Genomic DNA, 23,042 nt, shown 5'->3' on the forward strand with positions numbered 1-23,042 from the left:
AGGGAAAAACCGAGGTGAGGGGAATGACGATAGTTGATGTTAGGATTCTTGTTGAAGGAGCAAGTGACGTTGAAGTTGTTAGTAAAGCTTTACAAGGTTTAGCCCTGGGAAGTGAATATAACATAACCATTTCCTCCATAATTCCGACAACAAACATAGAGATAGCAAAAAGTGCAGCCGCAGGGGCCGATTTGTTGATAATAGCAACCGACGCAGATAGAGTGGGCAGAGAACTTGCAGAAAGACTATTCACAGAGCTTAGTGAGATGGTAGGGCATATAGAGCGGATGAAACTCCCCCTAGGACATGACTTGGAGCATGTAGATGTTGAACTTGTCAGAAAGGAGTTAAGGAACGCATTAGTTAGGGCAGGTCTAAAAACACTCCAGAGAATTCCAGAATATATGGAGCTCAGAAGAGACTATCTCGACTTAAAAGGTAAATATGAAGAAATTGAAAAAGAAAAAGAAGACCTATTACAAAAAATCGAAGAACTTAAAGCAAAGCTTGAAGAGATAGAGGAAGAATATGCCAGGGTAAAAGAAGAAAATCTTGAATTAAGGGAGCTCCTCAAAAAAAGAGCCAAAGTTTACAAGCTAGAAGAGAAGTGGAAAGAAATGTTCCCAGGAATAAAGATGCCATCAATTGACATATTTAGCAGGGCAATAGAGACACTTGGATTTGCAGGAAAAATAATTGTGGGACAAGGTCATGTGTATGCTGAGGACGACCACATACTCGAACAACTTTTCAAAACAGTCTATCTAAGCCTACAGCTCACACAATCAATTGAAAGGGAGGAAGAGAACATTGAGGTAATTGAAGGGGAAGAAGAGAAGCTTGAAGAAGAAGTAGAGGTCATTGAGAATGAGGGAGAAAACATTGAGGAGTGAGGTACTAGAGGAATTTGCAACGTATCTTGAGCTAGAAGGAAAGAGCAAGAACACGATTAGAATGTACACATACTTCCTCTCTAAATTTTTGGAAGAAGGCTATTCTCCGACAGCAAGAGATGCCCTAAGATTTCTAGCAAAGTTAAGAGCCAAGGGGTATTCAATTAGGAGCATTAATCTAGTTGTACAAGCCTTAAAGGCCTATTTTAAGTTTGAAGGACTCAACGAAGAAGCTGAGAGGTTAAGGAATCCAAAAATCCCTAAAACATTACCAAAAAGCCTGACTGAAGAGGAAGTAAAAAAGTTAATTGAAGTTATTCCAAAGGATAAAATTAGAGATAGACTCATAGTTCTTCTTCTCTATGGAACAGGCCTAAGAGTTTCCGAGCTCTGCAATCTTAAAATAGAGGATATTAACTTCGAAAAAGGATTTTTAACTGTGAGAGGGGGAAAAGGTGGAAAAGACAGAACAATCCCAATTCCACAACCCCTCCTAACCGAGATAAAAAATTATCTGAGAAGGAGAACTGATGACAGCCCATATTTGTTTGTAGAGAGTAGGAGAAAGAATAAGGAGAAGCTCTCTCCAAAAACTGTGTGGAGAATATTAAAAGAATATGGGAGAAAAGCAGGAATAAAAGTCACACCTCATCAACTAAGACATAGCTTCGCCACTCACATGCTTGAGAGGGGAATAGACATAAGGATAATTCAAGAGCTCCTAGGCCATGCGAGTTTGTCTACAACTCAAATTTACACTAGGGTGACAGCTAAACATCTGAAAGAGGCCGTTGAAAGGGCAAACCTATTGGAAAATTTAATTGGAGGTGAGTAAATGCTAATTAGAGCCTTTGTTCCGGCTCATATAACAGCTTTTTTTGTTCCAATAATTAGAGATAACCCTCAAGATTCAGGCTCCTTAGGAGCGGGGATAAATCTTGAGAAAGGAACAAACGTATTTCTAAACATTGAAGAAGGGCTTGAAAGACATATTCATGTTGCGTTTAATGGTGAACCCGTAAAAAAAGAAGAAGCACCTATAACCATGCATGTGGCTAATAAAATAGTGCCAGAAGACTTTGTCGGAGAAATAGAAATCTGGCAGTATTTTGATTTCCCAACTGGATATGGATTTGGCAATAGTGCGGGGGGAGCCCTTGGTTCAGCCTTAGTGCTGGGATATAAGTTTGGAGGAACAGTGCTTAGCCTAGCAAAAATAGCTCATGAAGCTGAGGTTGTCCATAAGGGTGGATTAGGAGATGTAGTAGCTCAACTCACCGGAGGAATTGAAATTAGAATAAAAGAAGGAGGCCCAGGAAAGGCTATTGTTGACAACATAATTAACCATGAATATAAAGTTCTTGCAATACCAATCGGAGAGCTAAGAACAAAAGAAGTCCTCGATGATGATGTTATAAGAACGATAGAAAAAGAGGGCAGAATAAGTCTTCAGAGATTACTTCAAAATCCTACACCAGAAGTTTTAATGAATGAAGCTCGAAGATTTGCGGAAGCAACTGGACTGTTAAGCAATGACTTATTGGAAATTGCAAGGGAGATAGACAAGGTCATATTCCTCCCTTCATCAATGATAATGCTCGGAAAAAGCATATTTGCACTTCTTAGAGATGAAGAAGAAAAAAAAGTAAAAGAAGTCCTAAAAGATCTTGATCTGCACTATGAAATTTGTAGGGTGTATTGGGGAAAGCCCTTAGTGGAGAGGTGGATACCAAATGAGTAAGGATTTGCTTTTCTGGCTAACTATACTTCTAGTGTTGATTTCAGGATACTTGAGTTATAGAAAGAAAAGAATTGAATCACTAACTACCGCCGGACTTGCAGGAGGATTTGCACTTTCATTCATGCTGTATGAAAAGTTCCCAGTATTATTTTCATTCCTCCTAGGTTTTATAGCAACTTTTGCATTTGAATGGACAAGAAAACGCTAATTTTTCCTCATTACTTCAACAAAAACCTCGTAAGGAGCGTTAGTCTTTATTCCAGTTGGAGAAAAGTGTGTTCTCGTCGCCTCATACCCCATGCTTTTTAGCTCTTTTATTATTTCTCCAAGTTTCTTTGGTTCTATCTTGAGCCTTTTTCCCAGGGCGTGGGTATCATAGAATAGAGGGATGTCTAGCTCTTCATGAAGCATGTGGAGTAACTTCAACACTTCTCTATAATTTGCAACTTCAAATCCAGACACCAGGAGCTCCAACATTTCACCCACAACTTTTTCATTCTTTAGAGGGCCAAGCCAAAGAGGACCATAGGCGTTTGGGCGAGTCGAAAGGAAAGATTTTTCCACTTCAAACCTTCCAGTCTTTTCATCAAAGTAAACATATCCAAGATTTTCTAGAGTCTCATCTCCTTTCTTTGCCCCATCTTTAAGTTTTACAAATGCTCTAAAGTAATGATCCTTGTAATATGCAAGGAGCACTTCCATTCCCAGGTCATACTTTGCAGCATACCGAGCTATCACTCCAACTAAAATCCTTGTTCCAACCTCATGACACAGTTCTCCCCTCAAGGGAACTGCTAGGTACTTCCTCAAGCATGCCTTTGGATGAGCTCCACAAAGAGGAGCACCGTCGGTAGCGGTAACTCCCAATATCCCCTTTCTTTTGACGCTCCTAAGAGCGGTATCTAAAAATTCCATTGGAGACCCAAAAGGGTCGAGATCTATGAAATGAAAGTACCTATGCTTTTCTGCCATAAGCCTATTTGCATCATCATTATTGATTACTATTGTCTTTTCACCTTCAAAAATTGCCCTTTTAGCGTTCTCTTTTAATGTTCCCTTAAAGTTTAATAGGACGTTCTTTTTCATGAGTTCATAAGCTAATTCATTAATGTCATTCATCCAAATTTCTTCTGCAGGAGTCTCTAAGGCAAACCTAATTCCCCGAATTCCAGTTGCAGAAAGTGCATCCAAAACAATCTTAGGTTTTAGAACATTCAATAGCAAAACAACTACATCCCTATTTGGAGCCATTCGAGGATTATAAAAAACAGGAGAATCATAAATAGTTTTTGCTTTGGGAACTAAAACTTTAGCTTTCCCCTCATGAACTTCAAATAATTCCATAGACATCCCATTAGACTATTTCCACATAATCTCCTAAGGCCTGTCCTGGAAGTCCTTTTTCAAACCTGGCCCTTACTGCCCCCTTTGTCCCATGAACTCTAACTATTTTGCCCTTCAAAATCTTTCCACTTGGACTCTTCCAGAGAACAAGTCTCCCTATGAGTTTTGAAGCTTCTTCCCTACTGTTGACGTCTAGAGGCTTAATTATCATTACATTGTTGTGTTGGTTCTCCTTACTCCTTCTGTAACTTAGAACGACTCCCTTTATCCTCATTCTCTCACCCCAGCCTAATTTTATTATGTTGTTTTTTAAAGATTATTCCCAAGCAAAAAACATTTATAGGTGACCATTCACTCATGCAAACATGAAAGATTCTATGTTCTTGTATGAATTTGATCTATTTCGATACTCGAAGGATCTCACAGCATTGTCCTTTTTACTGCTCATAGGCTCCTCTCTTACAGTGCACTGGGTTTCTTTATCAATGAGTTCTTCTAGGGATCTCCTACATTATCTTGTTCTTCCCCTAATACTTGTTGTAATCCTCCACGAAGGCCTTCATGCCCTCACAGCAAAACTTAGCGGAGCCAAGACCAGCTTAGGAGTATTAACTAAATATGGGATCATTTTAGCCGTTTATGTTGGCATTAACACTCCTCTTCCAGTTAAAAAAATAAGATACATCACTATAGCTCCAATTATTATATCCATTGTGGCGTTCTTCTTTTCCTGGGTTACATATTCTCCCTTCTGGGCCATATTGTACATTTTCAATACCACTGGAATAGTTGGTGATCTGATAGTCTTCCTAGTTCTTTCAAAGATGCCCTCCGATGCCATTGTTGTAGATGAGGGGACTATTATGAAGTCAAATGCAGAATTTCCAGAACCTTATCCATCTTGGTTCTCTAAGCTTATCATTGGGCTTGCAGTATTGGTATTCCTCTATATTCTCACAAACATTAGAATCGAATTTGAAGTTGTGGGTACTCTTCCTAATCAGACAATGCCAGTAAATAGTCACTTTGAGTGAAAACAACCCTTAAAATTTCATTTTATAATCTAAATCTGGTGAGGTAAAGTGAAAATAAAGGTCGGAATTAATGGATATGGGACAATTGGAAAGAGGGTAGCCTACGCCGTAACTAAGCAAGATGACATGGAGCTCATAGGAGTTACAAAAACTAAGCCTGATTTTGAAGCTTACAGAGCAAAAGAACTTGGAATCCCAGTATACGCCGCAAGTGAGGAATTCCTTCCAAGATTTGAAAAAGCTGGATTTGAGGTTGAAGGAACACTCAATGACTTGTTGGAAAAGGTAGACATAATTGTAGATGCAACTCCCGGAGGAATGGGAGAGAAAAATAAGCAACTCTATGAGAAGGCGGGAGTTAAGGCTATTTTCCAAGGGGGAGAAAAAGCTGAAGTTGCTCAAGTTTCTTTTGTAGCTCAAGCAAACTATGAAGCTGCCCTTGGAAAAGATTACGTGAGGGTTGTCTCTTGTAACACTACAGGGTTAGTGAGAACTCTCAATGCAATAAAAGATTACGTTGATTACGTATATGCCGTAATGATTAGGAGAGCTGCCGATCCAAACGACATTAAGAGAGGACCAATAAACGCTATAAAACCGAGCGTAACAATTCCTTCCCACCATGGACCAGATGTGCAAACTGTAATCCCAATAAACATAGAAACTTCTGCATTTGTAGTCCCAACAACAATTATGCATGTTCACTCAATAATGGTAGAGCTTAAGAAACCCTTAACCAGGGAAGATGTTATTGACATTTTCGAGAACACAACGAGAGTACTCCTTTTTGAAAAGGAGAAGGGATTCGAGAGCACTGCTCAGCTAATAGAATTCGCTAGGGATTTGCACAGAGAATGGAACAATCTTTATGAGATTGCAGTGTGGAAAGAAAGCATAAATGTAAAGGGCAATAGACTCTTCTACATACAGGCAGTTCATCAAGAGAGTGATGTAATTCCCGAAAATATAGATGCAATAAGGGCAATGTTTGAAATTGCCGAGAAGTGGGAAAGCATAAAGAAGACAAACAAGAGTCTCGGCATACTTAAATAACTTTTTCCCAACAAATTTTTTAAGCTTTGAATGCTATGTTAGTATGCGTGTGAGACATGGAGAACAACAACATAATGTCCCAAGTCAAGGAAATTATTGAAGCTGCAATAAAGGAATTAGAAGATGACGGATTTGAGCCAGATATAATCTTAGCTGGCCCTATCTTTATAAGATATCTACCCGAAGATGTCAGACTGAAAGTTTATGAAATTGAGGAACTAGGAAGTGATGCAATTATAGCAGATTCTAAGTATCTCGGCCAAATTAAGAAAGCAGCCAAAAGAATATCAATTGATCCTCTTCTCCAAGAAAAAGAATGGGAAAAGATAATTGAAGAGATACCTACTCAAGAATAGGACCTATTCTCTTTTTCAGAATATATCCCAGTCCTCCACCAATTATAATTCCAGACACTGCCTGAACTATGTCATTGTAGAATTCAGCTACGGCGCCACCTGGGCCGTATAGAACGTATGCTACAGATACATAACCGAGAACCATGACTATGCCTCCAAGAACGGTTCCCAGAAGAATTCTTCCATAATTTGTGGTTCCTTTAGAGAACCAGCCCACTATTACACCTTCAGTTCCTTTTATTACCAGCGTAAAGAGGGCCCAGGATGGATAACCAATTACATCTGCCAAAGCCGAACCAACTCCTCCAGCAAATCCTCCAACTAAAGGTCCAAAGAGAACTGCAACTAGCATTATCATTATATCTCCAAAGTTCAAGTAACCCTGAGACGCGGGAATCGGAATTCTAACAAGCATTGTGGTTACCGTTACTGCAGCTGCAGATAGGGCTGAGATCGCCACAATTCTTGCAACCCTAAACTTCTCCCTGTTAATGAATATGTAAGCAAAGTACCCAATCGCTACTAGCACGACAATTATCTTAAAGTATGTAGCATAAGCCTCTAACGTTGCCTCATTCATTGGCATCACCATTAAATTAAAACTTGACGATAAATATAAACCTTTAACTTGTTATGGTGAGGAAAGATGAAAGAGACCGAAATCATCAAGTTGTTTCAAGAAGAATTGAAGTCAAAAGTGCTTGGAGACGATGCAGGATTTATAAAACTTGGGGACAGATGGCTATTACTAACAAATGACATGTTAGTGTGGAGAACAGATGTTCCCGACTTCATGACCCCCGAAGAAGCTGGAGCAAAAGTTGTTACAATGAACGTAAGTGACATAGCAGCCATGGGAGGAAAGCCGATAGGATTCTTCTTTTCTCTGGGACTTCCAAGAGATATTAACGAAAAAACACTAAGAGAAATTGCCAAAGGAATTAAAAGAGGGACTAAAAGGTACAATGTGGAGGTTCTAAGTGGAGACACAAACGAGAGCAATGAGCTTGTTATAGACGGAGGAGCCATTGGAGAAGCAGAAAGAATTCTCTTGAGAAGTGGTGCAAAACCTGGAGAGGTGGTTTGTGTTACTGGAGATCTTGGTAGGCCTCTAACTGCCCTTCTACTATGGTTGAAAGGAGAAAAAATTCCCAGGGAGATAGCTGAAAAAATGAAAAATCCTATTGCAAGGGTAAGGGAAGGGTTAGAATTAGCAAACTACGCAAGCTCAGCAATTGACATAAGCGATGGACTATCGAAGGAACTCTGGGAGATATCAAAAGCGAGTAAAGTAAAAATAGTTATAGACCCAAATTCGCTTCCAGTACATGAAAAGGTTAAAGAGATCGTTAAAAACCCAGTAGAAGTTGCTCTTGCCAGTGGAGAGGAGTTTGAACTTGTGTTCACGATATCCCAGGAGTATTTGGACATCCTAAGCTTTGAATTTTCTATAATTGGAAGAGTCGAAAAAGGAGAAGGAGTGTATACAACAACAGGAGAAAAAGTGCCAATGCGTGGATGGGAACATTTTGCTGGTGGTAATAATGATATTGGAAGTTAGGAAATTCCAAGTAAAAAATAAAGCAGTTTACATAGGGACATTAAGTGAGGACAAGATTTTTGGAATTATATTTTCTATAGATGAGCCGGAAGTTATAAGGCATAGAATACCAACGCTAATTAACTTTCTTGAAAAAAGGTTAAACAAAAAACTTGAGATAAAGGAGGGAAATAGCGGATTTTCGGATGTTGTCTTTAAAACCCTTATAGGAAAAATAAGTAACGAAGAAGCAGCAGAGTTCATTGAAGTCTCCTATTTAACAAAATTTGAAAGAAAGCTGTATATCTATTTAGTGGAAAACGTTAAAAGAGGAGAGGTAATAACCTATGGAGAGCTTGCAAAGATACTAAACACTTCATCAAGAGCAGTTGGAGCAGCTGTAAAGAGAAATCCCTATCCAATAATAGTCCCCTGTCATCGAGTAATAGGCAGGAAAAATCCCTACTTGTATACTCCAAAACCCGAATATAAAAAGTTCCTATTGGAGGTGGAAGGATGGACAAGCTAAAGTTGTACGTAGCTGGATTTCTCGCTCTAATTATAGGTATAGCAGGATTTATAGTGTGGAAGTGGGGCTTTTGGATGCTAATTAGAATAATTTTAAGCCTGGGATTCCTGGGACTAACATTAATGCTAGCGTTTTTCTTGGCCCTAACAATATATGCAGAGAGCTGGAAATATGCTCTCCTCCTCCTGCCATTCACAATTATTTCAGGATATGCTACTTATCTTTCAATAACTTGGCAGAAACTCAAAGTAATTGGAGGGATTATATTATTCTTCATAGCCGTCTTAGCTTTCGGGATATGGTACATAAGCGAACCCGACCTAAGCATTACCGATAGGTTCAGGAGTGCAGAAAAGCTAGAAAGGATGGGGAAATATAAGCAGGCAGCAAGAAAGTATGAAAAAGCTGGAAACTATCTAAAGGCAGCGGAAATGTACCTAAAGCTAGGATGGCTGGAAAGTGCTGCCTGGGCATATGAAAAGGCTGGGGAGTATGCAAAGGCCGCCGAACTCTATGAGCAGCTCTATGAGAAAGAAAAGGACACCTACTATCTTAAGGAGGCCCATGAATACTGGAAAAAAGCAGGAAACATGGAGAGAGCTGCAAAAGCTTTGGAAAGATATGCTCAAGAGGAACCATGGTTCTGGGAGGATGTAGCTAAGTTGTACGAAGAACTTGGAAATCAGGAAAAAGCCCGAGAAGCATGGATGAAAGCATTAGAATATTACAAAGGAGAAGCTCAAGAAGAGGGAGTATTTTGGGAAGATGTGGGCAACATAGCGAGAAAGTTGGGGATGGAAGAATTAGCAAGAGAAGCTTATCAAAAGTTCCTAGAGTACTGCCTAAAGGAAGCCGAAGAGGATCCAATGTGGTGGAAACATGTTGCTGAGGCTTATGAATATTTAGGGGAGAAAGAGAAAGCGGAAGAAGCTAGAAAGAAGTATGAAGAATATAGGCAAAAGATAATGAAGAGCAACGAAGAAACGTCAAACTTCCCCTCATAATCTCTTTTTTTGAAGTCAACATTATAAACGTCTTAATGTAAAATAATTAACGCCCCCGCAAGCGAGGGCTTGGCTGATCTTAATGAGGCCAGGTGCGACGCGGGGGCAACAGCCCGGCCTCAGCGAGGTCCCCTCGGGAGGTGCCTTCCGCGTCACGGAGTGCCGTGACCGGGGGTAACCCTGGCCGGGCACAGGCCCACCTGGGTTAGCCCGCCTGAGAATGCATACATGCTACGATGAGGGCGGGTGTTACGGGTGGGCCACATATAAAATTCCAGGTGAGGGGTATGATTCGCTTCATCCTAGATACCAGCATTTTCGTTAATCCAGACGTAAGGAAGAAGTTTGGGAATACCCCAACTGAGGCCATGAAAACCTTCCTCAAATACGCTGAGAAGCTCTTTGGAAAAGTTGAATTTTACATGCCCCCTGGGATCTACAAGGAAGTCAAAAACTTCTTGGAAGATATTCCCCCCGAGATGGAACTTTACATAATAAAAAAACCTCCAAATGTTCACGATATAAAAATCCCCGCATTCGTAGTCTATGAGCTAATAGAGGATATAAGAAGGAGAGTTGACAAGGGACTTAGAGTAGCAGAGAAGGCTGTTAGAGAGAGCGTAATAGACACCAACAACGTTGACAAAATAATACAAAAGCTGAGAAGAAATTACAGAAAAGCTCTAAGAGAGGGAATTGTTGACAGCACTGAAGATTTTGAGCTTATACTGCTAGCAAAGGAGATCGACGGGATTATTGTATCAGCTGACGTTGGAATTCTCACTTGGGCAGAGAAGATGGGAATTAAATGGGTTGATGCATTTAAATTTAAAGAACTATTAGATGAGCTAGTAGAAAAGGTTGAAAGTGAAAAGGAAAGGAAATGAAATCAGACCTTTCTCTCTAGAACGATCTCAATAGTTGAAGTGTTTGTTGTTCTACCGTCTGCAGTTGGAAGCTCCTCAGTACCGATCTTAATCTCCTTAATGTCAACGGTGTCCTTGAGGAACCTGTTTCTGACGATTTCTGCTACATCAACAGCTCTGCTAATAGCCCTACCACGGGCCTTTATTGAGACCTCCTTTGCTCCCTCGTTGAACTGGGTTATTACGGCTAGGACATAGTTCATAACAGGCTTCTTTCCAATGTAAACAACGTGCTCCTCAGCCATCTCTTGCCACCTCCTGAGTTTGTCATCAACGAAATGTTGAGATACAGTTAAATACTTTTCGGTCAGCGTCCAAATTAATGTTGAAGAAAAAGGTAAAGGAAATCAGCCTCTGGCCTGCTTGAACTTCTCTTGGACTTTGAGGTAGTATTCCATGGTTTCTTTACTTACTGAAGGTCCAATCTTCTTTAATGCCTCTTCAAAGTCCTTCATTGTTACCTTAGCCACTTTCCTTATTTCGTCAGCTTTCATGCCTTCCTTGATTATTCCTTGCTCAAGGGCCCTTCTCATGGCATTTAGTGCTGCTTCTCGGCAGACTGCTGCTATGTCTGCACCAGTGTAACCTTCAGTCCTCCTGGCCAACTCTTTCAAGTCAACGTCATCAGCCAATGGCATGCCCCTAGTGTGAACCTTGAAAATCTCAAGCCTAGCCTTCTCATCAGGAGCTGGAACTAAAATAAGCCTATCAAAACGCCCAGGCCTCAACAAAGCCGGATCAATAATATCCGGCCTATTAGTAGCACCAATAACCACAACACCACTATTCTCCACTATACCATCCATTTCTGTCAGTAGCTGGTTGATTATTCTGTCGGTTACTCTATTGACATCAGTTCCTCTTGTTGGTGCGATTGCGTCGATTTCGTCTATGAAGATTATTGCTGGGGCTGCTTGTCTGGCTTTTCTGAAGATTTCCCTAATCCTCTTCTCACTCTCACCAACCCACTTACTCAAAACCTCAGGCCCACGAATGGCAATAAAATTAGCCTGACTCTCAGTAGCAACAGCCTTAGCCAGCAAAGTCTTACCAGTCCCAGGAGGACCATACAACAAAATCCCCTTAGGCGGAGTTATTCCAAATGCCCTGAAGGCCTCTGGGTATTTGAGTGGCCATTCTACTGCTTCTCTTAGTTGTTGTTTTACTTCTTCTAGTCCTCCGATATCGTCCCAGTGGACGTTTGGAATCTCAATGAGAACCTCCCTAAGAGCAGAAGGCTCCACCATCTTCAAAGCCTCATAGAAATCCCTCCTAGTTACCTTAAGCTCTTCTAAGACCTCTCTTGGTATCGTTTCTGCTTCAAAGTCTATCTTACCCTCTCTTATGAGCCTCCTCAGTGCTGCCATTGCTGCCTCTCTTGCCAATGCGGCCAAGTCAGCACCAACGAATCCATAAGTAACCTCAGCCAGCTCCTCTAATAGCTTGTCAATAAGTCTTGCTTTAACCTCTTCATATAGATCTTGGCTTATTCTTTTGAGCACTTGCTGAATTTCTTCTTCTTTAGCCTTGCTGACCTGATCTATTGCCCTGTCAATAACATCCTTGAACTTCTCCTCCCCTCTTAGCTCTTCGAGAATCTTTAGAACATCATCCTTCCTAAAGTCTGGCTCTATTGGCATTCCTCTTGTGTGGATTTGGAGGATTTCCTTCCTACCCTGCTTGTCTGGAATGCCTATTTCTATTTCTCTGTCAAACCTTCCAGGCCTTCTCAAGGCTGGATCAATGGCATCTGGCCTGTTTGTGGCACCTATGACTATGACCTTTCCTCTGCTCTTTAATCCATCCATTAAGGTCAATAACTGAGCAACAACTCTCTTCTCTACTTCTCCAGTAACTTCTTCTCTCTTTGGAGCAATTGCATCAATCTCATCAATGAAGATTATTGCTGGTGCATTTTCTTCTGCCTCTCTAAACACTTCTCTTAGTCTTTCTTCGCTCTCTCCATAGTACTTGCTCATTATTTCCGGACCATTAATTGCAATGAAGTAAGCATTAGCCTCATTGGCAACAGCCTTAGCCAGCAAAGTCTTACCAGTCCCAGGAGGACCATACAACAAAACACCCTTCGGAGGCTCAATACCAAGCTTCTCGAATAGCTCTGGGTGCTTTAGTGGAAGCTCTATCATCTCTCTTATCTTCTCTATTACATCTTTTAGACCACCAATGTCTTCGTAAGTAACTCCTGTTGTTATTCTTTTCTCTACTTCTTTTACAGGTCTTTCACTGACATCAAAGTCTGTAAATTCTGTAATCTGAACAACTCCAGCTGGCTGAGTTGTTGTTACTACAAAAGTTAGCTCCTGACCAAGAACACCTACCTTAATGTAGTCTCCTCTAACTACTGGCCTTCCAATTAACCTTTCGTGTAGCCATTCAATGAAGTCCCTTCCAAATCTTATTGGCTCTGTTGGAGCCAATACTACTTTTCTAGCCTCTTTAACGTCAGCTTTTCTTACAATTACTTCATCGCCAAGTCCAACTCCAGCATTCTTTCTTATTGTACCATCCATTCTGATAATTCCAAGCCCCTCGTCTTCGGGGTATGCTGGCCAAGCTATTGCTGCTGTATTCTTAGTTCCTATGATCTCAACAACATCTCCTGGTGATATTCCTAGCTCTCTCATCGTTTTCCTGTCTATTCTTACTATGCCCCTACCAACATCTCTCTGATAAGCAGAGGCAACCTTAAGCTTAACTTCCTTCTTCTTCTCACTCATCTTTCCTCACCTCAATATTTTGATTACCAATGGTTACTAAAACTCTTAAGGTTTATAAAGTTTTCGATATTGGTTATGATCCAAGGATTTTGAAAATAAAAGGAATTAATTGATAATAGAACCAATACCTCCAAAAATATTTCCAAATATCAAGAAAGAAGGGTACTAAAGCTATTCAACTTTAACTTCGAATCCTTCACTCTCCTTCTTTGTTGGGTGCTTCTTTGGAACTCTGATCTCAAGCACTCCGTTGTTGTACTTGGCCTTTGCCTTCTCTGGAATAACTTCTTCTGGAAGCCTGATGGCTCTTCTATACCCTGTAAAGTATCTCTCTATTCTCACTGCTCCTTCTCTTTCTAATTCTTTCTCCCTCTTAACTGTGGCCTCAATGTATACTGTATCCTCTGTAACCCTCACTTTGATGTCTTCTTTTCTCACTCCTGGAAGCTCTGCCGTGATTACAAACTCATCTCCGTTGTCAAAGATATCAACGAATGGCTCTCTCCAGACTTCTCCTACTCTCTCCTCATACATTGCTGGCTCGCTCCACCTTCTGTAAGTCCAGAGCCTTGGCCTGCTGAAGAATTCATCGAACATTGCATCAATTTCCTCTTGTATTTCCCTTATTAGGTCGAATGGATCCCATATGTCCCATCTTCTTATTCTCCTCACCATCTCTCTCACCCCCTCCCACTTTTGGTTACCATTAGTTATTAAATTATTTGGGGTTTATAAATATTTCGATAAGAGTAGAATTTACCGAACAATCAAAAATACTCCAAAAAAGACCTTAGAATCTAAAAAGCATTGATTAAATTATTTCTAAAGCGTTTTATTTGGTTAAAAGAGAATGCTAGAGGTTTAGCTTTATCAGTGTTTTCAAAAATTATTGTGAATGGAAATACTTATAAACACAGCGAGGAGTAAAATAGAAACAGTAAATTCTCTCCACGAAGAGCATAGATCTCCTATAGGTGTTTAAAATGAAAAAGAAAAGATTGTTTAGTCTTATAGCGTTCTTGATTTCTCTGGCGTATCTTTACAAAAGTATAGATCTAAAGGAGCTTCCAAGCGCAATAAGTGAGGCCAACTATTTCTATCTAACAGTAGCTTTTCTATTGTCGATTCTCACAGTATTGCTAGGAGCTCTTAGATGGTATCTAGTTATGAGAATGGTTCAGAACACCAGTTTCAGGAGAACTCTTCAAGCCTTTATAAGTGGATACTACCTCATGGCAGTTTTGCCTCCAACATTGGGACATATAACAAAGGTAAAACTTGTTGGAGGGGATTATTTTCTAGCTCTTTCTTCTCTTGCGTTTGGAATTGCAATTGAGATAATTATCGTTCTCTCATTTGCCTTGATCTTGTTTGGGTTCACAAAATTAGGACTTTTTGGTTTGGGTATAATCATTCTCGCCTTTGTCTACGACAAAATATTCCACAGGGCAGCCCTTATAGTTTTTAAACTTTGGGAAAACCTGGGGCTCAAGAAAGTTCCCAATCTCTTAAAAAACTGGTGGCAAAGGCTTTATCTTGGGTGGAAAAAAGCAAAGGAAAGTAAACTAACATTTGTATCAACTTTTTTAATTTCATTTGCAGTAATAATTCTCCAAGTTTTTGGCTTGGTCTTTGTAGGAAAAGCATTTTTACTGGATATACCAATCAAGAAGGCATTCTATGCTTTTATAATGAGCGTTGTTTTTGCCTCTCTAAGTGGGATCCCTTCTGGAGTTGGGGCTAACGAATTTGGAATTCTTGTAGGAATTGGCTCTTCTACAAAGGCTGCTCTAACTGCCTTCATCTACAAATTCATATTCCAATACCAGTACTCAATAATTGGCGCATTTGTATTCTATAAACTTCTGAGTGGTGGAAATGAAAGTAGCTCTAGTTAGTGATTGGTATTACCCAAAGATTGGAGGAGTAGCGAGTCACATGCACAATCTAGCAATCAAACTCCGAGAGAGGGGACATGAGGTTGGGATAGTTACGAATAACAGAGTTACAGGGAAAGAAAAAGAACTTGAAAAGTATGGAATAGACCTCATTAAGATTCCTGGGGTCGTGAGCCCTCTTTTGGAGGTAAACATTACCTATGGATTAAAATCATCAGAGTTAAATGAATTTTTGAATAATTTTGATGTAATTCACTCTCACCATGCGTTTATGCCACTTGCCTTAAAGGCTGTAAAGGCTGGAAGAACCATGGAAAAAGCAACACTACTCACAACTCATAGCATTTCTTTTGCCCACGAGTCAAAACTCTGGGACACTCTAGGGCTTACAATACCTCTCTTTAGGAGTTATCTGAAATATCCCCATAGGATAATAGCGGTAAGCAAGGCCGCAAAATCTTTTATAGAGCACTTCACATCAGTTTCTGTATCAATTGTACCCAATGGGGTTGACGATACACGCTTCTTTCCAGCTAAACACAAAGATAAAATAAAAGCCAAGTTTGGACTCGAAGGGAATATAGTCCTTTATGTAAGCAGAATGAGTTACCGTAAAGGTCCTCACGTCCTTTTAAATGCATTCTCCAAAATAGAGGATGCTACTCTTGTAATGGTAGGAAGTGGGGAAATGCTTCCCTTTTTAAAGGCACAGGCCAAATTTTTAGGAATTGAAGAGAGAGTTGTATTTATGGGATATGTGCCAGATGATGCTCTTCCAGAAGTTTTTAGAATGGCAGATGTTTTTGTCTTACCCTCAGTCTCAGCAGAAGCATTTGGTATAGTTGTGCTCGAAGCAATGGCATCAGGAGTCCCAGTTGTAGCTACAGACGTTGGTGGAATACCTGAAATCATAAAAGAGAATGAAGCTGGCCTTCTAGTGCCCCCTGGGAATGAGCTTAAGCTGAGAGAAGCCACTCAAAAGCTTCTCAAAAATGAAGAATTAAGGAAATGGTATGGGATGAACGGGAGAAAAGCTGTTGAGGAAAAATATTCTTGGGACAAGATTGTTGTAGAGATAGAGAGAATTTACAGCGAAGTTTTGGAAGAGCAATCTTAATATATTTTAGCCTTACATCTTCTCTTATGAAACTAGACGTAATATGCATGGGAAATCTCAACTACGACATAACCTTTATGCTAGAAAGATTCCCTGAGTTCCACGAAAAAGTAAATGCCAAAAAAGTTTACACAGGCTTAGGAGGTTCTGCAGGGAATACAGCAACTTGGTTGTCCTTCCTGGGATTAAGAGTCGGGTTCATTGGAGCTGTAGGAAATGATGACTTTGGAAGGCTACACTTGGAATTTTTCGAAAAGATAGGGGTAGATACCAGGGGGATTAAAGTTGTAGATGAACCAACTGGAGTTGCCGTAATGATGGTAATTGGAGAAGATAAGAGGATTGTCAAATACCCAGGAGCTAATAGATTTAAGGAAGTAAAGGAAAATTACCTAAAGCTCGCAAGACACCTTCACCTTTCTTCAAACCCTCTTCCACTTGTTGAAAAGGCCGTAAATTTAGCCAAAAATCTTGGTCTAACAGTGTCCTTCGACCCAGGTGAAATGGAGGTTCCTAAGCATATTGAAGAAAAGATTGACATTCTAATGATGAATGAAGACGAATTCAAGAGGAAGTACGGAAGCTTAGAAAAAATAACGGAGTTAAAGTCCAGAATAGCTATAGCAACTCTCAATGGTGGTGGAGCTTTAGTTAGGGATGAGAATGGAAATGTTTATGAGATAAGAGGACTATCTGCAAAGGCCATCGATACAACTGGTGGAGGAGATTCCTTCGATGCTGGATTTATCTACGGCTATCTAAATGGATGGGATGTAAAGGATTCTGCCAAACTCGGAATGTTACTCGCCTATCTAACTGTCCAAAAGGTGGGAGCGAGAAGTGCAGTAATTCCACTGGATGAAGTCAAAAAGATAGCAAAAGAGCTGGGCCTAGATCTACCATTTCAATAACTCTTAAGTCCAATCTCTCTTGCCCTTCTTTCTGCCCACCTGTAAGTGAGAACGCCCAACAATGTGTATATAATTGATATTAAGCTCAGATACATTATTTCTCCTGCACTCTTTGACAGCCCCACCAACGCCACTTTTCTTACAGCTTCCGTTGTTGGAGCATAGGGAAGTAATTTTGCCATGATTTGCAGAGGTTTAGGAAGGATTTTCACTGGATACATAGCCCCACTCAGAGCAAAAACGAGCATTTCTAAGATGTTTACAAATGGCCCAGGGTCTTTTAGATAGATAACTATTCCAGCCGCCATAAGTCCAAGACCAATCATTCCAAAGGCTCCAACTATTAACACGATAATTCCCTTAAGCAAATTTACAAAATTAATTTCAAGGCCAAAGATTACCCAAAATAAGGGAATATATACTCCCAGGTACAAAAGGTCTAGAATTAGCCCAACTACTATACTTCCCAGGAAAAACGTTATTCTTCTCATGGGAGCGGCAAAAGAACTTTCAAGGGTTCCTGCATATAGCTCATCAACAATACTCCACACAAAACCACTCATAAATGTCATTCCAAAAGCTAGAACCATAAACCCAAGTATTGCAAAAGTTAGATAATCAGAATATCCCGTAAGCTCAGCCAATGCTTCTGAAGTCCTTTTTCCTGTCAACCCAAGTCCAATCAAAAGAGCATTACCTGCGAAGAAGAATCCCATTAAGATATCGCTAACAAACCACGCCTTATAACTCAAAAATATTTTCCAATTTTTTCTCGCAACACCTTTTAGAGCCTCAAGTTCTTCAGTAACCCCCATATCCCATCATCCTCGTTACTTTTTCTGCCCACTTGAACACTGCCAAGCTTATCGCCCAATAAACAGGAAGGAGAATGAGCATGGCTGTTATTTCATTAACTACAGATGAATAGCTCAATCCAATAAAAATCTTCCTAACGGCACTAGTTGCGTGAGTTAGGGGAATAATCCAAGAAATCTTCCTCACAATTTCAGGTAACGTGGATAGGGGAAAGAAAACTCCAGAAAGGAAGAGAATAACAAATTCAAAGATATTAGCTAGGGGGCCAATATTTTTGAGCATCATAACTAAGCCAGCAAAAACTATTCCAAATCCGAGGAAAGTTACGAAGGCAAGCGCTATTATTGGGATAGCTTTTGCAACATAGATTGCAGAGACTTTTATATCAAAAATTACGACGCCAAGGGCAAATACCAGGAGCATTATAATAGAATCCATCATCATCCAAGAAATTGCAAGACCCATTATCATTTTTAAAATTCCAATTGGAGCCATGACATTGCTTTCGAAGGTTCCCCTCTGAAGCTCTCTTCTAACTCCCCATACGGAGGCTTCCATAGGAGAAACTGAGACCCACCAAAGAACATATCCAATAAGAACATAAGTTGGATAATCCCCAACTCCTGTAGCTTCCTCTAATAGTCTAGAGAATCTACCTCCTAAAATAGCCTGGCCAAAGTAAACGAACTGTAGGAGAAATACTAACCCAACTAAAATTGAGCTTATTACCCTTAAAGGATACCTAAAGAACATCCTGAATTCTTTGTCAATTATGGCCAAGAGGCTCAATCTCTAAGCCCCCTACCAGTGAGCTTTATGAAGACATCTTCTAGAGTGGGCTCCTCCACTTCAACGGAGAGAACCTTCGCATTATTTTTGACCAAAAACTCCACTAACCTGGGAATTTCTTCCTCATCAATGCTTCCCCTAAGAATCGCGACCCCTTCTTGCTCTTCAACCTTTGCCAATCCAAAAGGATTACTGCCAGGATAATTTCGTACCTTAACTTCCACTATTGTATTATCCCTCACCATCTTTTTCAGGCCTTCAGGAGTATCAAGGGCTATAATCCTTCCATGGTCAATTATTGCTATCCTATCACAAAGTTCCTCAGCCTCCTGCATGTAATGAGTTGTTAGAAGAACTGTTTTTCCTTCTTCGTCAACCAATTTTCTCACAAGTTCTCTAACGAAAACAGCGCTCTGCACATCTAGCCCCAAGGTTGGCTCATCTAAGAAGAGAACCTCAGGGTCATTTATGAGGGCTTTAGCTATGGCAAGCCTTTGCTTCATCCCCCTAGAATAGTTCATTACAAGATCATTCCTCCTCTCCCAAAGCCCCACCATTTCAAGAAGTTCCTTTATTCTTTTCTCAGCTTCTCTCCTGGGAACATAGTAAATACTCGCAAAGTATCTAAGGTTTTCATAACCCGACAAACGCCAGTAAAGTGTCCTCTCACCTTCTGCAACTAGATTTATTCTCCTTCTAATCTCTCTGGGTTCTTTAACTACGTCATAACCCAAAACTTTGGCAACTCCAGAAGTTGGTTCAAGTAGAGTTGTAAGAATTTTTATGGTAGTAGTCTTCCCAGCTCCATTTGGCCCTAAAAGGCCAAAAAGTTCACCCTTCTTTACGCTAAATGTTATCCCCTTAAGGGCCTCAAAGTATTCGACTTTTCTGAAGGGAAGAGGAATCTTTTTGGGATAAAGTTTTCTTAGATCCTTTACTTCAACAACTTTCATCTCTCTTCAGTTTTGTAAAGACTTAGAGAATTTTAAAAATGTTATGTGATTTTTGTTGATAGGTTTTATTTCTTAAAGTTTAGAGAATGAAACCCTTCGTCAGAAACCGTCACATTAAATTCAAATGTTGTTGGCTCAAACTCTTTGCTTGGAGATTTAATGATGATCATTCTCTCTTTTATTTTATCTTCTTTTCTTTCCTCTAATAATGACTGGAAGACTATAACTATATCAGACAAGCTTGCTGTCCAGGCAATAAACTTCTTAGACACAATATCAGTGTTTAAGAGGAAAATATCTACAATCTTCCTCTTTTCATACATATTGGCTATCCACGCAACCTCAGTATTGAGTAATTTAATTGCAACATCTTCCCCAACCATTGTAGTGAGCCCATCCAGGATATATACTAACTTCACGATCTTCCTATCCCCTACAACTGGGAATATCTTCTCGTAATATATGTTGGTAATCTTTGGATGTAGTGTTTCGGGAGTTAAGTCTGGAATCTGAAAACTCATTCCATTATAAGAAGGAACATTGTACTTTGAACCAAATACATCAACAATTAATAACTTGTTCTTTTTTGCTACCTCGTGAATGTCCAAACCTACAAACATAGCTCTAGAAGCCAACTTTATTACAGGTAAGGTGTAGTTATGGATAACACCAAAGGAATTCTTATGGAGTAATTTCTTGAATATTTCAAATCCTAGGGCCCATCCTAATGAGAATGCATCATACATTATTGTAACAATGGTACCTTTACCCATAAGCTCGCTTCCAAATATGTAATCCAACTCCTCCACATCAAATAGCCTTGTATCTTCTTCACTTCTCTCATACATTACCATATTTCCCCTCAAACATTAGTTTTGGACAATATTTAAAAAGTTTTTGCAAGTTATGGATTATATGCAGATATATCTCAAATTCTGTTGGCCCATGAACATTTAATTATGTAACCCTTATCTTTTATCCAACGTGTAACAGGGAACTTTATTCCGATGATACTATCTTGATAAGCCTTATTATGTCCTTCACCTCAAGAATACCATGAACTTTTCTTTCCTCATCTATAACTGGAAGGTGATGCTTCCCAGTTTCAACCATAAGTTTTATTGCATTCCCTAAGTTATCATCAATTTTAATTGTTATGGGCTTCTTAACCATGATATCCTCTACTCTCGAAGCTCTTGTAAGTCCGTATTTTTTCAGCAAACCAATTCCAACTATAGAATACCTCCTGGGAGGCATGAAGTAGTGAAGAATGTCCTTCATGGTTATGAATCCAACAAGTCTGTTCTCATCATCAACAACAACTGCTGATGTCTCCTCAACGTTAAACATGGCTATTAACTCAAAGAGAGGAGTTTCAGGCTTAACCTTAAGAAAATCTCTATCCATAACTAAGCTGACAGGGACTTTCGAGATGTACCTCAGATTATGGCTTAGCTCCTCTTTTCTAGCGAGCATAATTAACTTTCTTTTACTCATAATTCTCGAAATTTTCCTATTTTTCATTACACTACCCCCAGGAAGGAAGTTAAACTTCTCTGCTTAAATCTTGTAAGGGTCCAACTCTTCTTGAGGTATTCCTCTAGGGGATGTTCTAATATATTTCCTATCTGATTTAAAGCTTCCGCAAGATTTTCAAACTTAATGGGCCCTTTTTCTAATGCTTTCTTAACCCCAACCCTAATTTGCCAAACTCCAACTGGGGCATAGTATGCAGGCGTTACCTCCCTAAACACTATTATTCCTGCCTGTCTTTTTCTCTTCCTTAAGTATTCAAGAACGCTGAGGCGAGCAGCGTAATAAGCCCCAGTAGTTTGCTCTGCATATCCTTTAAGACCCCTAAAGTCTTCATAGTCATGAATAACCGAAGGTTTGGAGGTCCCAAAGAGAGAGCCCTTAAGCCAAACTTCAAGTAATTCAAAAGAATACGTCATCGGAAGAAGCAAGACAACGTACCTGTTTCCCAGGAATTCATGATGATAAACCTCGAAGTTATCAATTATAGGATTTTTCAAAATGTTTTTGCGAAGATAATTCCCTATTGTATCCTGAACTGCAGTAATACTCCATCTAGTGGGAACTATTCTCTTTTTCACGCCTAACAGTCCAGCCGAAAGCAGTCTAATTATATAATATTCATCAAAACCCGACTCATATAAGCCAATAATTGCTTCTCTTGCCTTAAGTTCATCAGATATCGTTTTATCTACCTTTCTCGGCACTTTTGGATTATCGACGACTTTGAACACCTTTAATTTCCCCCTAGGCCCAAGAGGAGGAGCAAATTCTTCTGGTAAAATATTAATGGCTGGTTTTTCCTTAAGAATAACTTCACTATCCACAGGCTTTATAGACATGGCTAGCTCTTGAAGAGAATCAATGAGCTTGGAGGATTTTCTAACGTCCACATTGACCTTTGCCTCTCCCAAAACTAAGAGAGACCTAAACCTGATTACATCCTCTATTCTCACATTTTCCCAGGATAATGGGCTGTCCATATATTGCGTATCTCCTTGGATGGGTGGAACGAGGGGACCTACTCTTACGTAGGGATATCCATGCTCACCAACAAAAATACTTGGAGGAGAAGAGCCAAAAAAATCTTCCCTGTTTACTAGAGGGGAGACTTCCTTTATAATTCTAACTTTCTGCAATATCGGGCAGACAGGCCTTCCACACAATAATTTTCTTCCTTTACATAAAGCACATAGTTGAGAGTTCATCTTGCATTTTATAGAACTTTGAGAATTTTAATCTTTTGGACATAGAAAACGATATAAGCTGTTAGATCTAATGACAATTGAAAACCTGACAGGTGATGAAAAATGGTGAGGGCATATATTTTATTGACAGTTGAGATAGGAAAAGTACAGAAGGTTATTGAGGAAGTAAAGAAAATACCGGGGGTTATAAATGCTGATGCAGTTACTGGGCCTTACGATGCAATAGTCCATATTGAGGCTTCTGACCTAGGAGAACTAACAAGAAAAATCCTTCATGACATTCATAACATAGATGGAGTTATAGACACAACAACTGCGATAGTTGTTGAGATGGAGGAAGAAGAGTAACTACGCACTCCTTCTTCTAAACTCTCTAATTTTCTGAGCGATTAATTTTAGGGATTTTGACTTACCATACGGACTTTCCAAAACTATCATGCCAAAAGTTCTCAATTCTTCATCAATTCCAGAGAGCCTAGGGTTTAGTTTATCTTCCTCTACTCTAATAACTTTGAACTTTAATTCCTCAGCAGCCCTTACTATTTCCTCTACCCTAGGACTTTCGACTGCTATCGACCTGGGAACTATTCTACCATACTTCCTTGACAATCTTGAGTCAAGCTCACTTGGCCATACTACAAACCTTCCCATTTATTACC

The 23,042-nt window shown here is 39.8% G+C and carries 28 protein-coding genes; 15 read left to right on the forward strand and 13 right to left on the reverse strand.

Annotated features, from left to right (window positions below; genetic code table 11):
- Positions 1–23: 23 nt before the first annotated feature.
- The 4 genes from ACMFNG_RS01925 to ACMFNG_RS01940 are packed head-to-tail and all read left to right on the forward strand — an operon-like array spanning position 24 to position 2,842.
- Positions 24–893 carry a toprim domain-containing protein gene (locus ACMFNG_RS01925; RefSeq protein WP_430515191.1) on the forward strand — a complete coding sequence of 290 codons (870 nt, stop codon included), beginning with the start codon at positions 24–26 and terminating at the stop codon, positions 891–893.
- A complete protein-coding gene (gene xerA / locus ACMFNG_RS01930; RefSeq protein WP_011013007.1) occupies positions 868–1,728 on the forward strand; it encodes a site-specific tyrosine recombinase/integron integrase in 861 nt (286 codons plus the stop codon). Before ACMFNG_RS01925 ends, xerA begins: the two co-directional genes overlap by 26 nt.
- Positions 1,729–2,634 (forward strand): pantoate kinase, encoded by a 906-nt coding sequence (locus tag ACMFNG_RS01935; RefSeq protein WP_011013008.1) that lies wholly within the window; start codon positions 1,729–1,731, stop codon positions 2,632–2,634.
- The gene (locus tag ACMFNG_RS01940; RefSeq protein WP_011013009.1) at positions 2,627–2,842 is read left to right on the forward strand and encodes a hypothetical protein; all 216 of its coding nucleotides are present in this window, start codon (positions 2,627–2,629) and stop codon (positions 2,840–2,842) included. Before ACMFNG_RS01935 ends, ACMFNG_RS01940 begins: the two co-directional genes overlap by 8 nt.
- Here ACMFNG_RS01940 and ACMFNG_RS01945 read toward each other — a convergent pair.
- Positions 2,839–3,978: a tRNA (guanine(10)-N(2))-dimethyltransferase gene (locus ACMFNG_RS01945; protein ID WP_014835547.1), complete on the reverse strand. Its 1,140-nt coding sequence runs from the start codon at positions 3,976–3,978 to the stop codon at positions 2,839–2,841. The genes ACMFNG_RS01940 and ACMFNG_RS01945 overlap by 4 nt on opposite strands.
- A gap of 10 nt (positions 3,979–3,988) precedes the next feature.
- Positions 3,989–4,252 carry a 50S ribosomal protein L35ae gene (locus ACMFNG_RS01950; RefSeq protein WP_011013011.1) on the reverse strand — a complete coding sequence of 88 codons (264 nt, stop codon included), beginning with the start codon at positions 4,250–4,252 and terminating at the stop codon, positions 3,989–3,991.
- Positions 4,253–4,343: 91 nt separating this feature from the next.
- Between ACMFNG_RS01950 and ACMFNG_RS01955 the strand changes: the two genes are divergently transcribed.
- From ACMFNG_RS01955 to ACMFNG_RS01965, 3 genes are read left to right on the forward strand one after another with little or no spacing between them, the layout of a single operon-like run.
- Complete coding sequence (locus tag ACMFNG_RS01955) at positions 4,344–5,012, forward strand: DUF3267 domain-containing protein (RefSeq protein WP_011013012.1); 669 nt, start codon at positions 4,344–4,346, stop codon at positions 5,010–5,012.
- A 48-nt stretch (positions 5,013–5,060) separates the two neighbouring features.
- Positions 5,061–6,065, forward strand: a complete 1,005-nt coding sequence (locus ACMFNG_RS01960; protein WP_011013013.1) for a phosphorylating glyceraldehyde-3-phosphate dehydrogenase — start codon at positions 5,061–5,063, stop codon at positions 6,063–6,065.
- 56 nt (positions 6,066–6,121) lie between these two features.
- Entirely contained in the window at positions 6,122–6,421 is a 300-nt protein-coding gene (locus ACMFNG_RS01965) for a family 4B encapsulin nanocompartment shell protein (protein WP_011013014.1), read from the forward strand.
- On the opposite strand, the gene ACMFNG_RS01970 is transcribed toward ACMFNG_RS01965, so the two are convergent.
- Positions 6,408–7,001: an ECF transporter S component gene (locus ACMFNG_RS01970; RefSeq protein WP_011013015.1), complete on the reverse strand. Its 594-nt coding sequence runs from the start codon at positions 6,999–7,001 to the stop codon at positions 6,408–6,410. The two genes, ACMFNG_RS01965 and ACMFNG_RS01970, sit on opposite strands and share 14 nt — an antisense overlap.
- Before the next feature lie 66 nt (positions 7,002–7,067).
- Here ACMFNG_RS01970 and ACMFNG_RS01975 point away from each other — a divergent pair, with 66 nt between their 5' ends.
- The 4 genes from ACMFNG_RS01975 to ACMFNG_RS01990 all read left to right on the forward strand — a co-directional run bounded on the left by ACMFNG_RS01975 (position 7,068) and on the right by ACMFNG_RS01990 (position 10,381).
- Positions 7,068–7,982, forward strand: a complete 915-nt coding sequence (locus tag ACMFNG_RS01975) for a thiamine-phosphate kinase (RefSeq protein WP_011013016.1) — start codon at positions 7,068–7,070, stop codon at positions 7,980–7,982.
- Positions 7,966–8,490 carry a protein O6-alkylguanine-DNA alkyltransferase domain-containing protein gene (locus ACMFNG_RS01980; protein WP_011013017.1) on the forward strand — a complete coding sequence of 175 codons (525 nt, stop codon included), beginning with the start codon at positions 7,966–7,968 and terminating at the stop codon, positions 8,488–8,490. Before ACMFNG_RS01975 ends, ACMFNG_RS01980 begins: the two co-directional genes overlap by 17 nt.
- On the forward strand, positions 8,478–9,494 hold the full coding sequence (locus ACMFNG_RS01985) for a tetratricopeptide repeat protein (RefSeq protein WP_011013018.1): 1,017 nt from the start codon (positions 8,478–8,480) through the stop codon (positions 9,492–9,494). The genes ACMFNG_RS01980 and ACMFNG_RS01985 overlap by 13 nt, the downstream gene beginning before the upstream one ends.
- Positions 9,495–9,781: 287 nt before the next feature.
- On the forward strand, positions 9,782–10,381 hold the full coding sequence (locus tag ACMFNG_RS01990; RefSeq protein ID WP_011013019.1) for an RNA ligase partner protein: 600 nt from the start codon (positions 9,782–9,784) through the stop codon (positions 10,379–10,381).
- 2 nt (positions 10,382–10,383) lie between these two features.
- Here the strand turns inward: ACMFNG_RS01990 and albA are convergent, their stop codons facing one another.
- From albA to ACMFNG_RS02005, 3 genes are all read right to left on the reverse strand, one after another.
- Positions 10,384–10,665 (reverse strand): DNA-binding protein Alba, encoded by a 282-nt coding sequence (albA, locus tag ACMFNG_RS01995; RefSeq protein WP_011013020.1) that lies wholly within the window; start codon positions 10,663–10,665, stop codon positions 10,384–10,386.
- A gap of 102 nt (positions 10,666–10,767) precedes the next feature.
- A complete protein-coding gene (locus ACMFNG_RS02000) occupies positions 10,768–13,158 on the reverse strand; it encodes a CDC48 family AAA ATPase (RefSeq protein ID WP_014835545.1) in 2,391 nt (796 codons plus the stop codon).
- Positions 13,159–13,329: 171 nt separating this feature from the next.
- Positions 13,330–13,833 (reverse strand): Hsp20/alpha crystallin family protein, encoded by a 504-nt coding sequence (locus tag ACMFNG_RS02005; RefSeq protein ID WP_011013022.1) that lies wholly within the window; start codon positions 13,831–13,833, stop codon positions 13,330–13,332.
- 308 nt (positions 13,834–14,141) lie between these two features.
- Here ACMFNG_RS02005 and ACMFNG_RS02010 point away from each other — a divergent pair, with 308 nt between their 5' ends.
- From ACMFNG_RS02010 to ACMFNG_RS02020, 3 genes are read left to right on the forward strand one after another with little or no spacing between them, the layout of a single operon-like run.
- A complete protein-coding gene (locus ACMFNG_RS02010) occupies positions 14,142–15,056 on the forward strand; it encodes a lysylphosphatidylglycerol synthase transmembrane domain-containing protein (protein ID WP_014835544.1) in 915 nt (304 codons plus the stop codon).
- Positions 15,037–16,173: a glycosyltransferase family 4 protein gene (locus ACMFNG_RS02015; RefSeq protein WP_014835543.1), complete on the forward strand. Its 1,137-nt coding sequence runs from the start codon at positions 15,037–15,039 to the stop codon at positions 16,171–16,173. Before ACMFNG_RS02010 ends, ACMFNG_RS02015 begins: the two co-directional genes overlap by 20 nt.
- A gap of 26 nt (positions 16,174–16,199) precedes the next feature.
- A complete protein-coding gene (locus ACMFNG_RS02020) occupies positions 16,200–17,084 on the forward strand; it encodes an ADP-dependent ribose-1-phosphate kinase (protein ID WP_011013025.1) in 885 nt (294 codons plus the stop codon).
- Here the strand turns inward: ACMFNG_RS02020 and ACMFNG_RS02025 are convergent.
- The 6 genes from ACMFNG_RS02025 to ACMFNG_RS02050 form a co-directional block, all read right to left on the reverse strand.
- Positions 17,078–17,899 carry an ABC transporter permease gene (locus ACMFNG_RS02025; RefSeq protein ID WP_430515192.1) on the reverse strand — a complete coding sequence of 274 codons (822 nt, stop codon included), beginning with the start codon at positions 17,897–17,899 and terminating at the stop codon, positions 17,078–17,080. The genes ACMFNG_RS02020 and ACMFNG_RS02025 overlap by 7 nt on opposite strands.
- Positions 17,886–18,689: an ABC transporter permease gene (locus ACMFNG_RS02030; RefSeq protein ID WP_014835542.1), complete on the reverse strand. Its 804-nt coding sequence runs from the start codon at positions 18,687–18,689 to the stop codon at positions 17,886–17,888. Before ACMFNG_RS02030 ends, ACMFNG_RS02025 begins: the two co-directional genes overlap by 14 nt.
- Positions 18,686–19,642 carry a daunorubicin resistance protein DrrA family ABC transporter ATP-binding protein gene (locus tag ACMFNG_RS02035; protein ID WP_011013028.1) on the reverse strand — a complete coding sequence of 319 codons (957 nt, stop codon included), beginning with the start codon at positions 19,640–19,642 and terminating at the stop codon, positions 18,686–18,688. Before ACMFNG_RS02035 ends, ACMFNG_RS02030 begins: the two co-directional genes overlap by 4 nt.
- 65 nt (positions 19,643–19,707) lie before the next feature.
- A complete protein-coding gene (locus ACMFNG_RS02040; RefSeq protein WP_014835541.1) occupies positions 19,708–20,490 on the reverse strand; it encodes a hypothetical protein in 783 nt (260 codons plus the stop codon).
- 151 nt (positions 20,491–20,641) lie between these two features.
- The gene (locus ACMFNG_RS02045; protein ID WP_011013030.1) at positions 20,642–21,166 is read right to left on the reverse strand and encodes a CBS domain-containing protein; all 525 of its coding nucleotides are present in this window, start codon (positions 21,164–21,166) and stop codon (positions 20,642–20,644) included.
- On the reverse strand, positions 21,166–22,383 hold the full coding sequence (locus ACMFNG_RS02050) for an Nre family DNA repair protein (protein ID WP_011013031.1): 1,218 nt from the start codon (positions 22,381–22,383) through the stop codon (positions 21,166–21,168). The genes ACMFNG_RS02045 and ACMFNG_RS02050 overlap by 1 nt, the downstream gene beginning before the upstream one ends.
- A gap of 102 nt (positions 22,384–22,485) precedes the next feature.
- Between ACMFNG_RS02050 and ACMFNG_RS02055 the strand changes: the two genes are divergently transcribed.
- Positions 22,486–22,731 (forward strand): Lrp/AsnC family transcriptional regulator, encoded by a 246-nt coding sequence (locus tag ACMFNG_RS02055; protein ID WP_011013032.1) that lies wholly within the window; start codon positions 22,486–22,488, stop codon positions 22,729–22,731.
- Here ACMFNG_RS02055 and ACMFNG_RS02060 read toward each other — a convergent pair whose 3' ends face one another.
- Positions 22,732–23,034 (reverse strand): signal recognition particle protein Srp19, encoded by a 303-nt coding sequence (locus tag ACMFNG_RS02060; RefSeq protein WP_011013033.1) that lies wholly within the window; start codon positions 23,032–23,034, stop codon positions 22,732–22,734.
- Positions 23,035–23,042: the final 8 nt, after the last annotated feature.

This window comes from Pyrococcus woesei (genome assembly GCF_050496105.1).
Lineage (GTDB): Archaea > Methanobacteriota_B > Thermococci > Thermococcales > Thermococcaceae > Pyrococcus > Pyrococcus furiosus.

Coding starts and splice junctions, on each gene's coding strand:
- ACMFNG_RS01990 (WP_011013019.1), top strand. CDS start 9,782: ATGATTCGCTTCATCCTAGATACCAGCATTTTCGTTAATCCAGACGTA.
- ACMFNG_RS02005 (WP_011013022.1), bottom strand. CDS start 13,833: ATGGTGAGGAGAATAAGAAGATGGGACATATGGGATCCATTCGACCTA.
- ACMFNG_RS01985 (WP_011013018.1), top strand. CDS start 8,478: ATGGACAAGCTAAAGTTGTACGTAGCTGGATTTCTCGCTCTAATTATA.
- xerA (WP_011013007.1), top strand. CDS start 868: ATGAGGGAGAAAACATTGAGGAGTGAGGTACTAGAGGAATTTGCAACG.
- ACMFNG_RS02010 (WP_014835544.1), top strand. CDS start 14,142: ATGAAAAAGAAAAGATTGTTTAGTCTTATAGCGTTCTTGATTTCTCTG.
- ACMFNG_RS01935 (WP_011013008.1), top strand. CDS start 1,729: ATGCTAATTAGAGCCTTTGTTCCGGCTCATATAACAGCTTTTTTTGTT.
- ACMFNG_RS01980 (WP_011013017.1), top strand. CDS start 7,966: ATGATATTGGAAGTTAGGAAATTCCAAGTAAAAAATAAAGCAGTTTAC.
- ACMFNG_RS02050 (WP_011013031.1), bottom strand. CDS start 22,383: ATGAACTCTCAACTATGTGCTTTATGTAAAGGAAGAAAATTATTGTGT.
- ACMFNG_RS01925 (WP_430515191.1), top strand. CDS start 24: ATGACGATAGTTGATGTTAGGATTCTTGTTGAAGGAGCAAGTGACGTT.
- ACMFNG_RS01950 (WP_011013011.1), bottom strand. CDS start 4,252: ATGAGGATAAAGGGAGTCGTTCTAAGTTACAGAAGGAGTAAGGAGAAC.
- albA (WP_011013020.1), bottom strand. CDS start 10,665: ATGGCTGAGGAGCACGTTGTTTACATTGGAAAGAAGCCTGTTATGAAC.
- ACMFNG_RS01965 (WP_011013014.1), top strand. CDS start 6,122: ATGGAGAACAACAACATAATGTCCCAAGTCAAGGAAATTATTGAAGCT.
- ACMFNG_RS01945 (WP_014835547.1), bottom strand. CDS start 3,978: ATGGAATTATTTGAAGTTCATGAGGGGAAAGCTAAAGTTTTAGTTCCC.
- ACMFNG_RS02020 (WP_011013025.1), top strand. CDS start 16,200: ATGAAACTAGACGTAATATGCATGGGAAATCTCAACTACGACATAACC.
- ACMFNG_RS01975 (WP_011013016.1), top strand. CDS start 7,068: ATGAAAGAGACCGAAATCATCAAGTTGTTTCAAGAAGAATTGAAGTCA.
- ACMFNG_RS02025 (WP_430515192.1), bottom strand. CDS start 17,899: ATGGGGGTTACTGAAGAACTTGAGGCTCTAAAAGGTGTTGCGAGAAAA.
- ACMFNG_RS02055 (WP_011013032.1), top strand. CDS start 22,486: ATGGTGAGGGCATATATTTTATTGACAGTTGAGATAGGAAAAGTACAG.
- ACMFNG_RS02015 (WP_014835543.1), top strand. CDS start 15,037: ATGAAAGTAGCTCTAGTTAGTGATTGGTATTACCCAAAGATTGGAGGA.
- ACMFNG_RS02040 (WP_014835541.1), bottom strand. CDS start 20,490: ATGTATGAGAGAAGTGAAGAAGATACAAGGCTATTTGATGTGGAGGAG.
- ACMFNG_RS01955 (WP_011013012.1), top strand. CDS start 4,344: ATGAAAGATTCTATGTTCTTGTATGAATTTGATCTATTTCGATACTCG.
- ACMFNG_RS02045 (WP_011013030.1), bottom strand. CDS start 21,166: ATGAAAAATAGGAAAATTTCGAGAATTATGAGTAAAAGAAAGTTAATT.
- ACMFNG_RS02060 (WP_011013033.1), bottom strand. CDS start 23,034: ATGGGAAGGTTTGTAGTATGGCCAAGTGAGCTTGACTCAAGATTGTCA.
- ACMFNG_RS02000 (WP_014835545.1), bottom strand. CDS start 13,158: ATGAGTGAGAAGAAGAAGGAAGTTAAGCTTAAGGTTGCCTCTGCTTAT.
- ACMFNG_RS02035 (WP_011013028.1), bottom strand. CDS start 19,642: ATGAAAGTTGTTGAAGTAAAGGATCTAAGAAAACTTTATCCCAAAAAG.
- ACMFNG_RS01970 (WP_011013015.1), bottom strand. CDS start 7,001: ATGAATGAGGCAACGTTAGAGGCTTATGCTACATACTTTAAGATAATT.
- ACMFNG_RS01940 (WP_011013009.1), top strand. CDS start 2,627: ATGAGTAAGGATTTGCTTTTCTGGCTAACTATACTTCTAGTGTTGATT.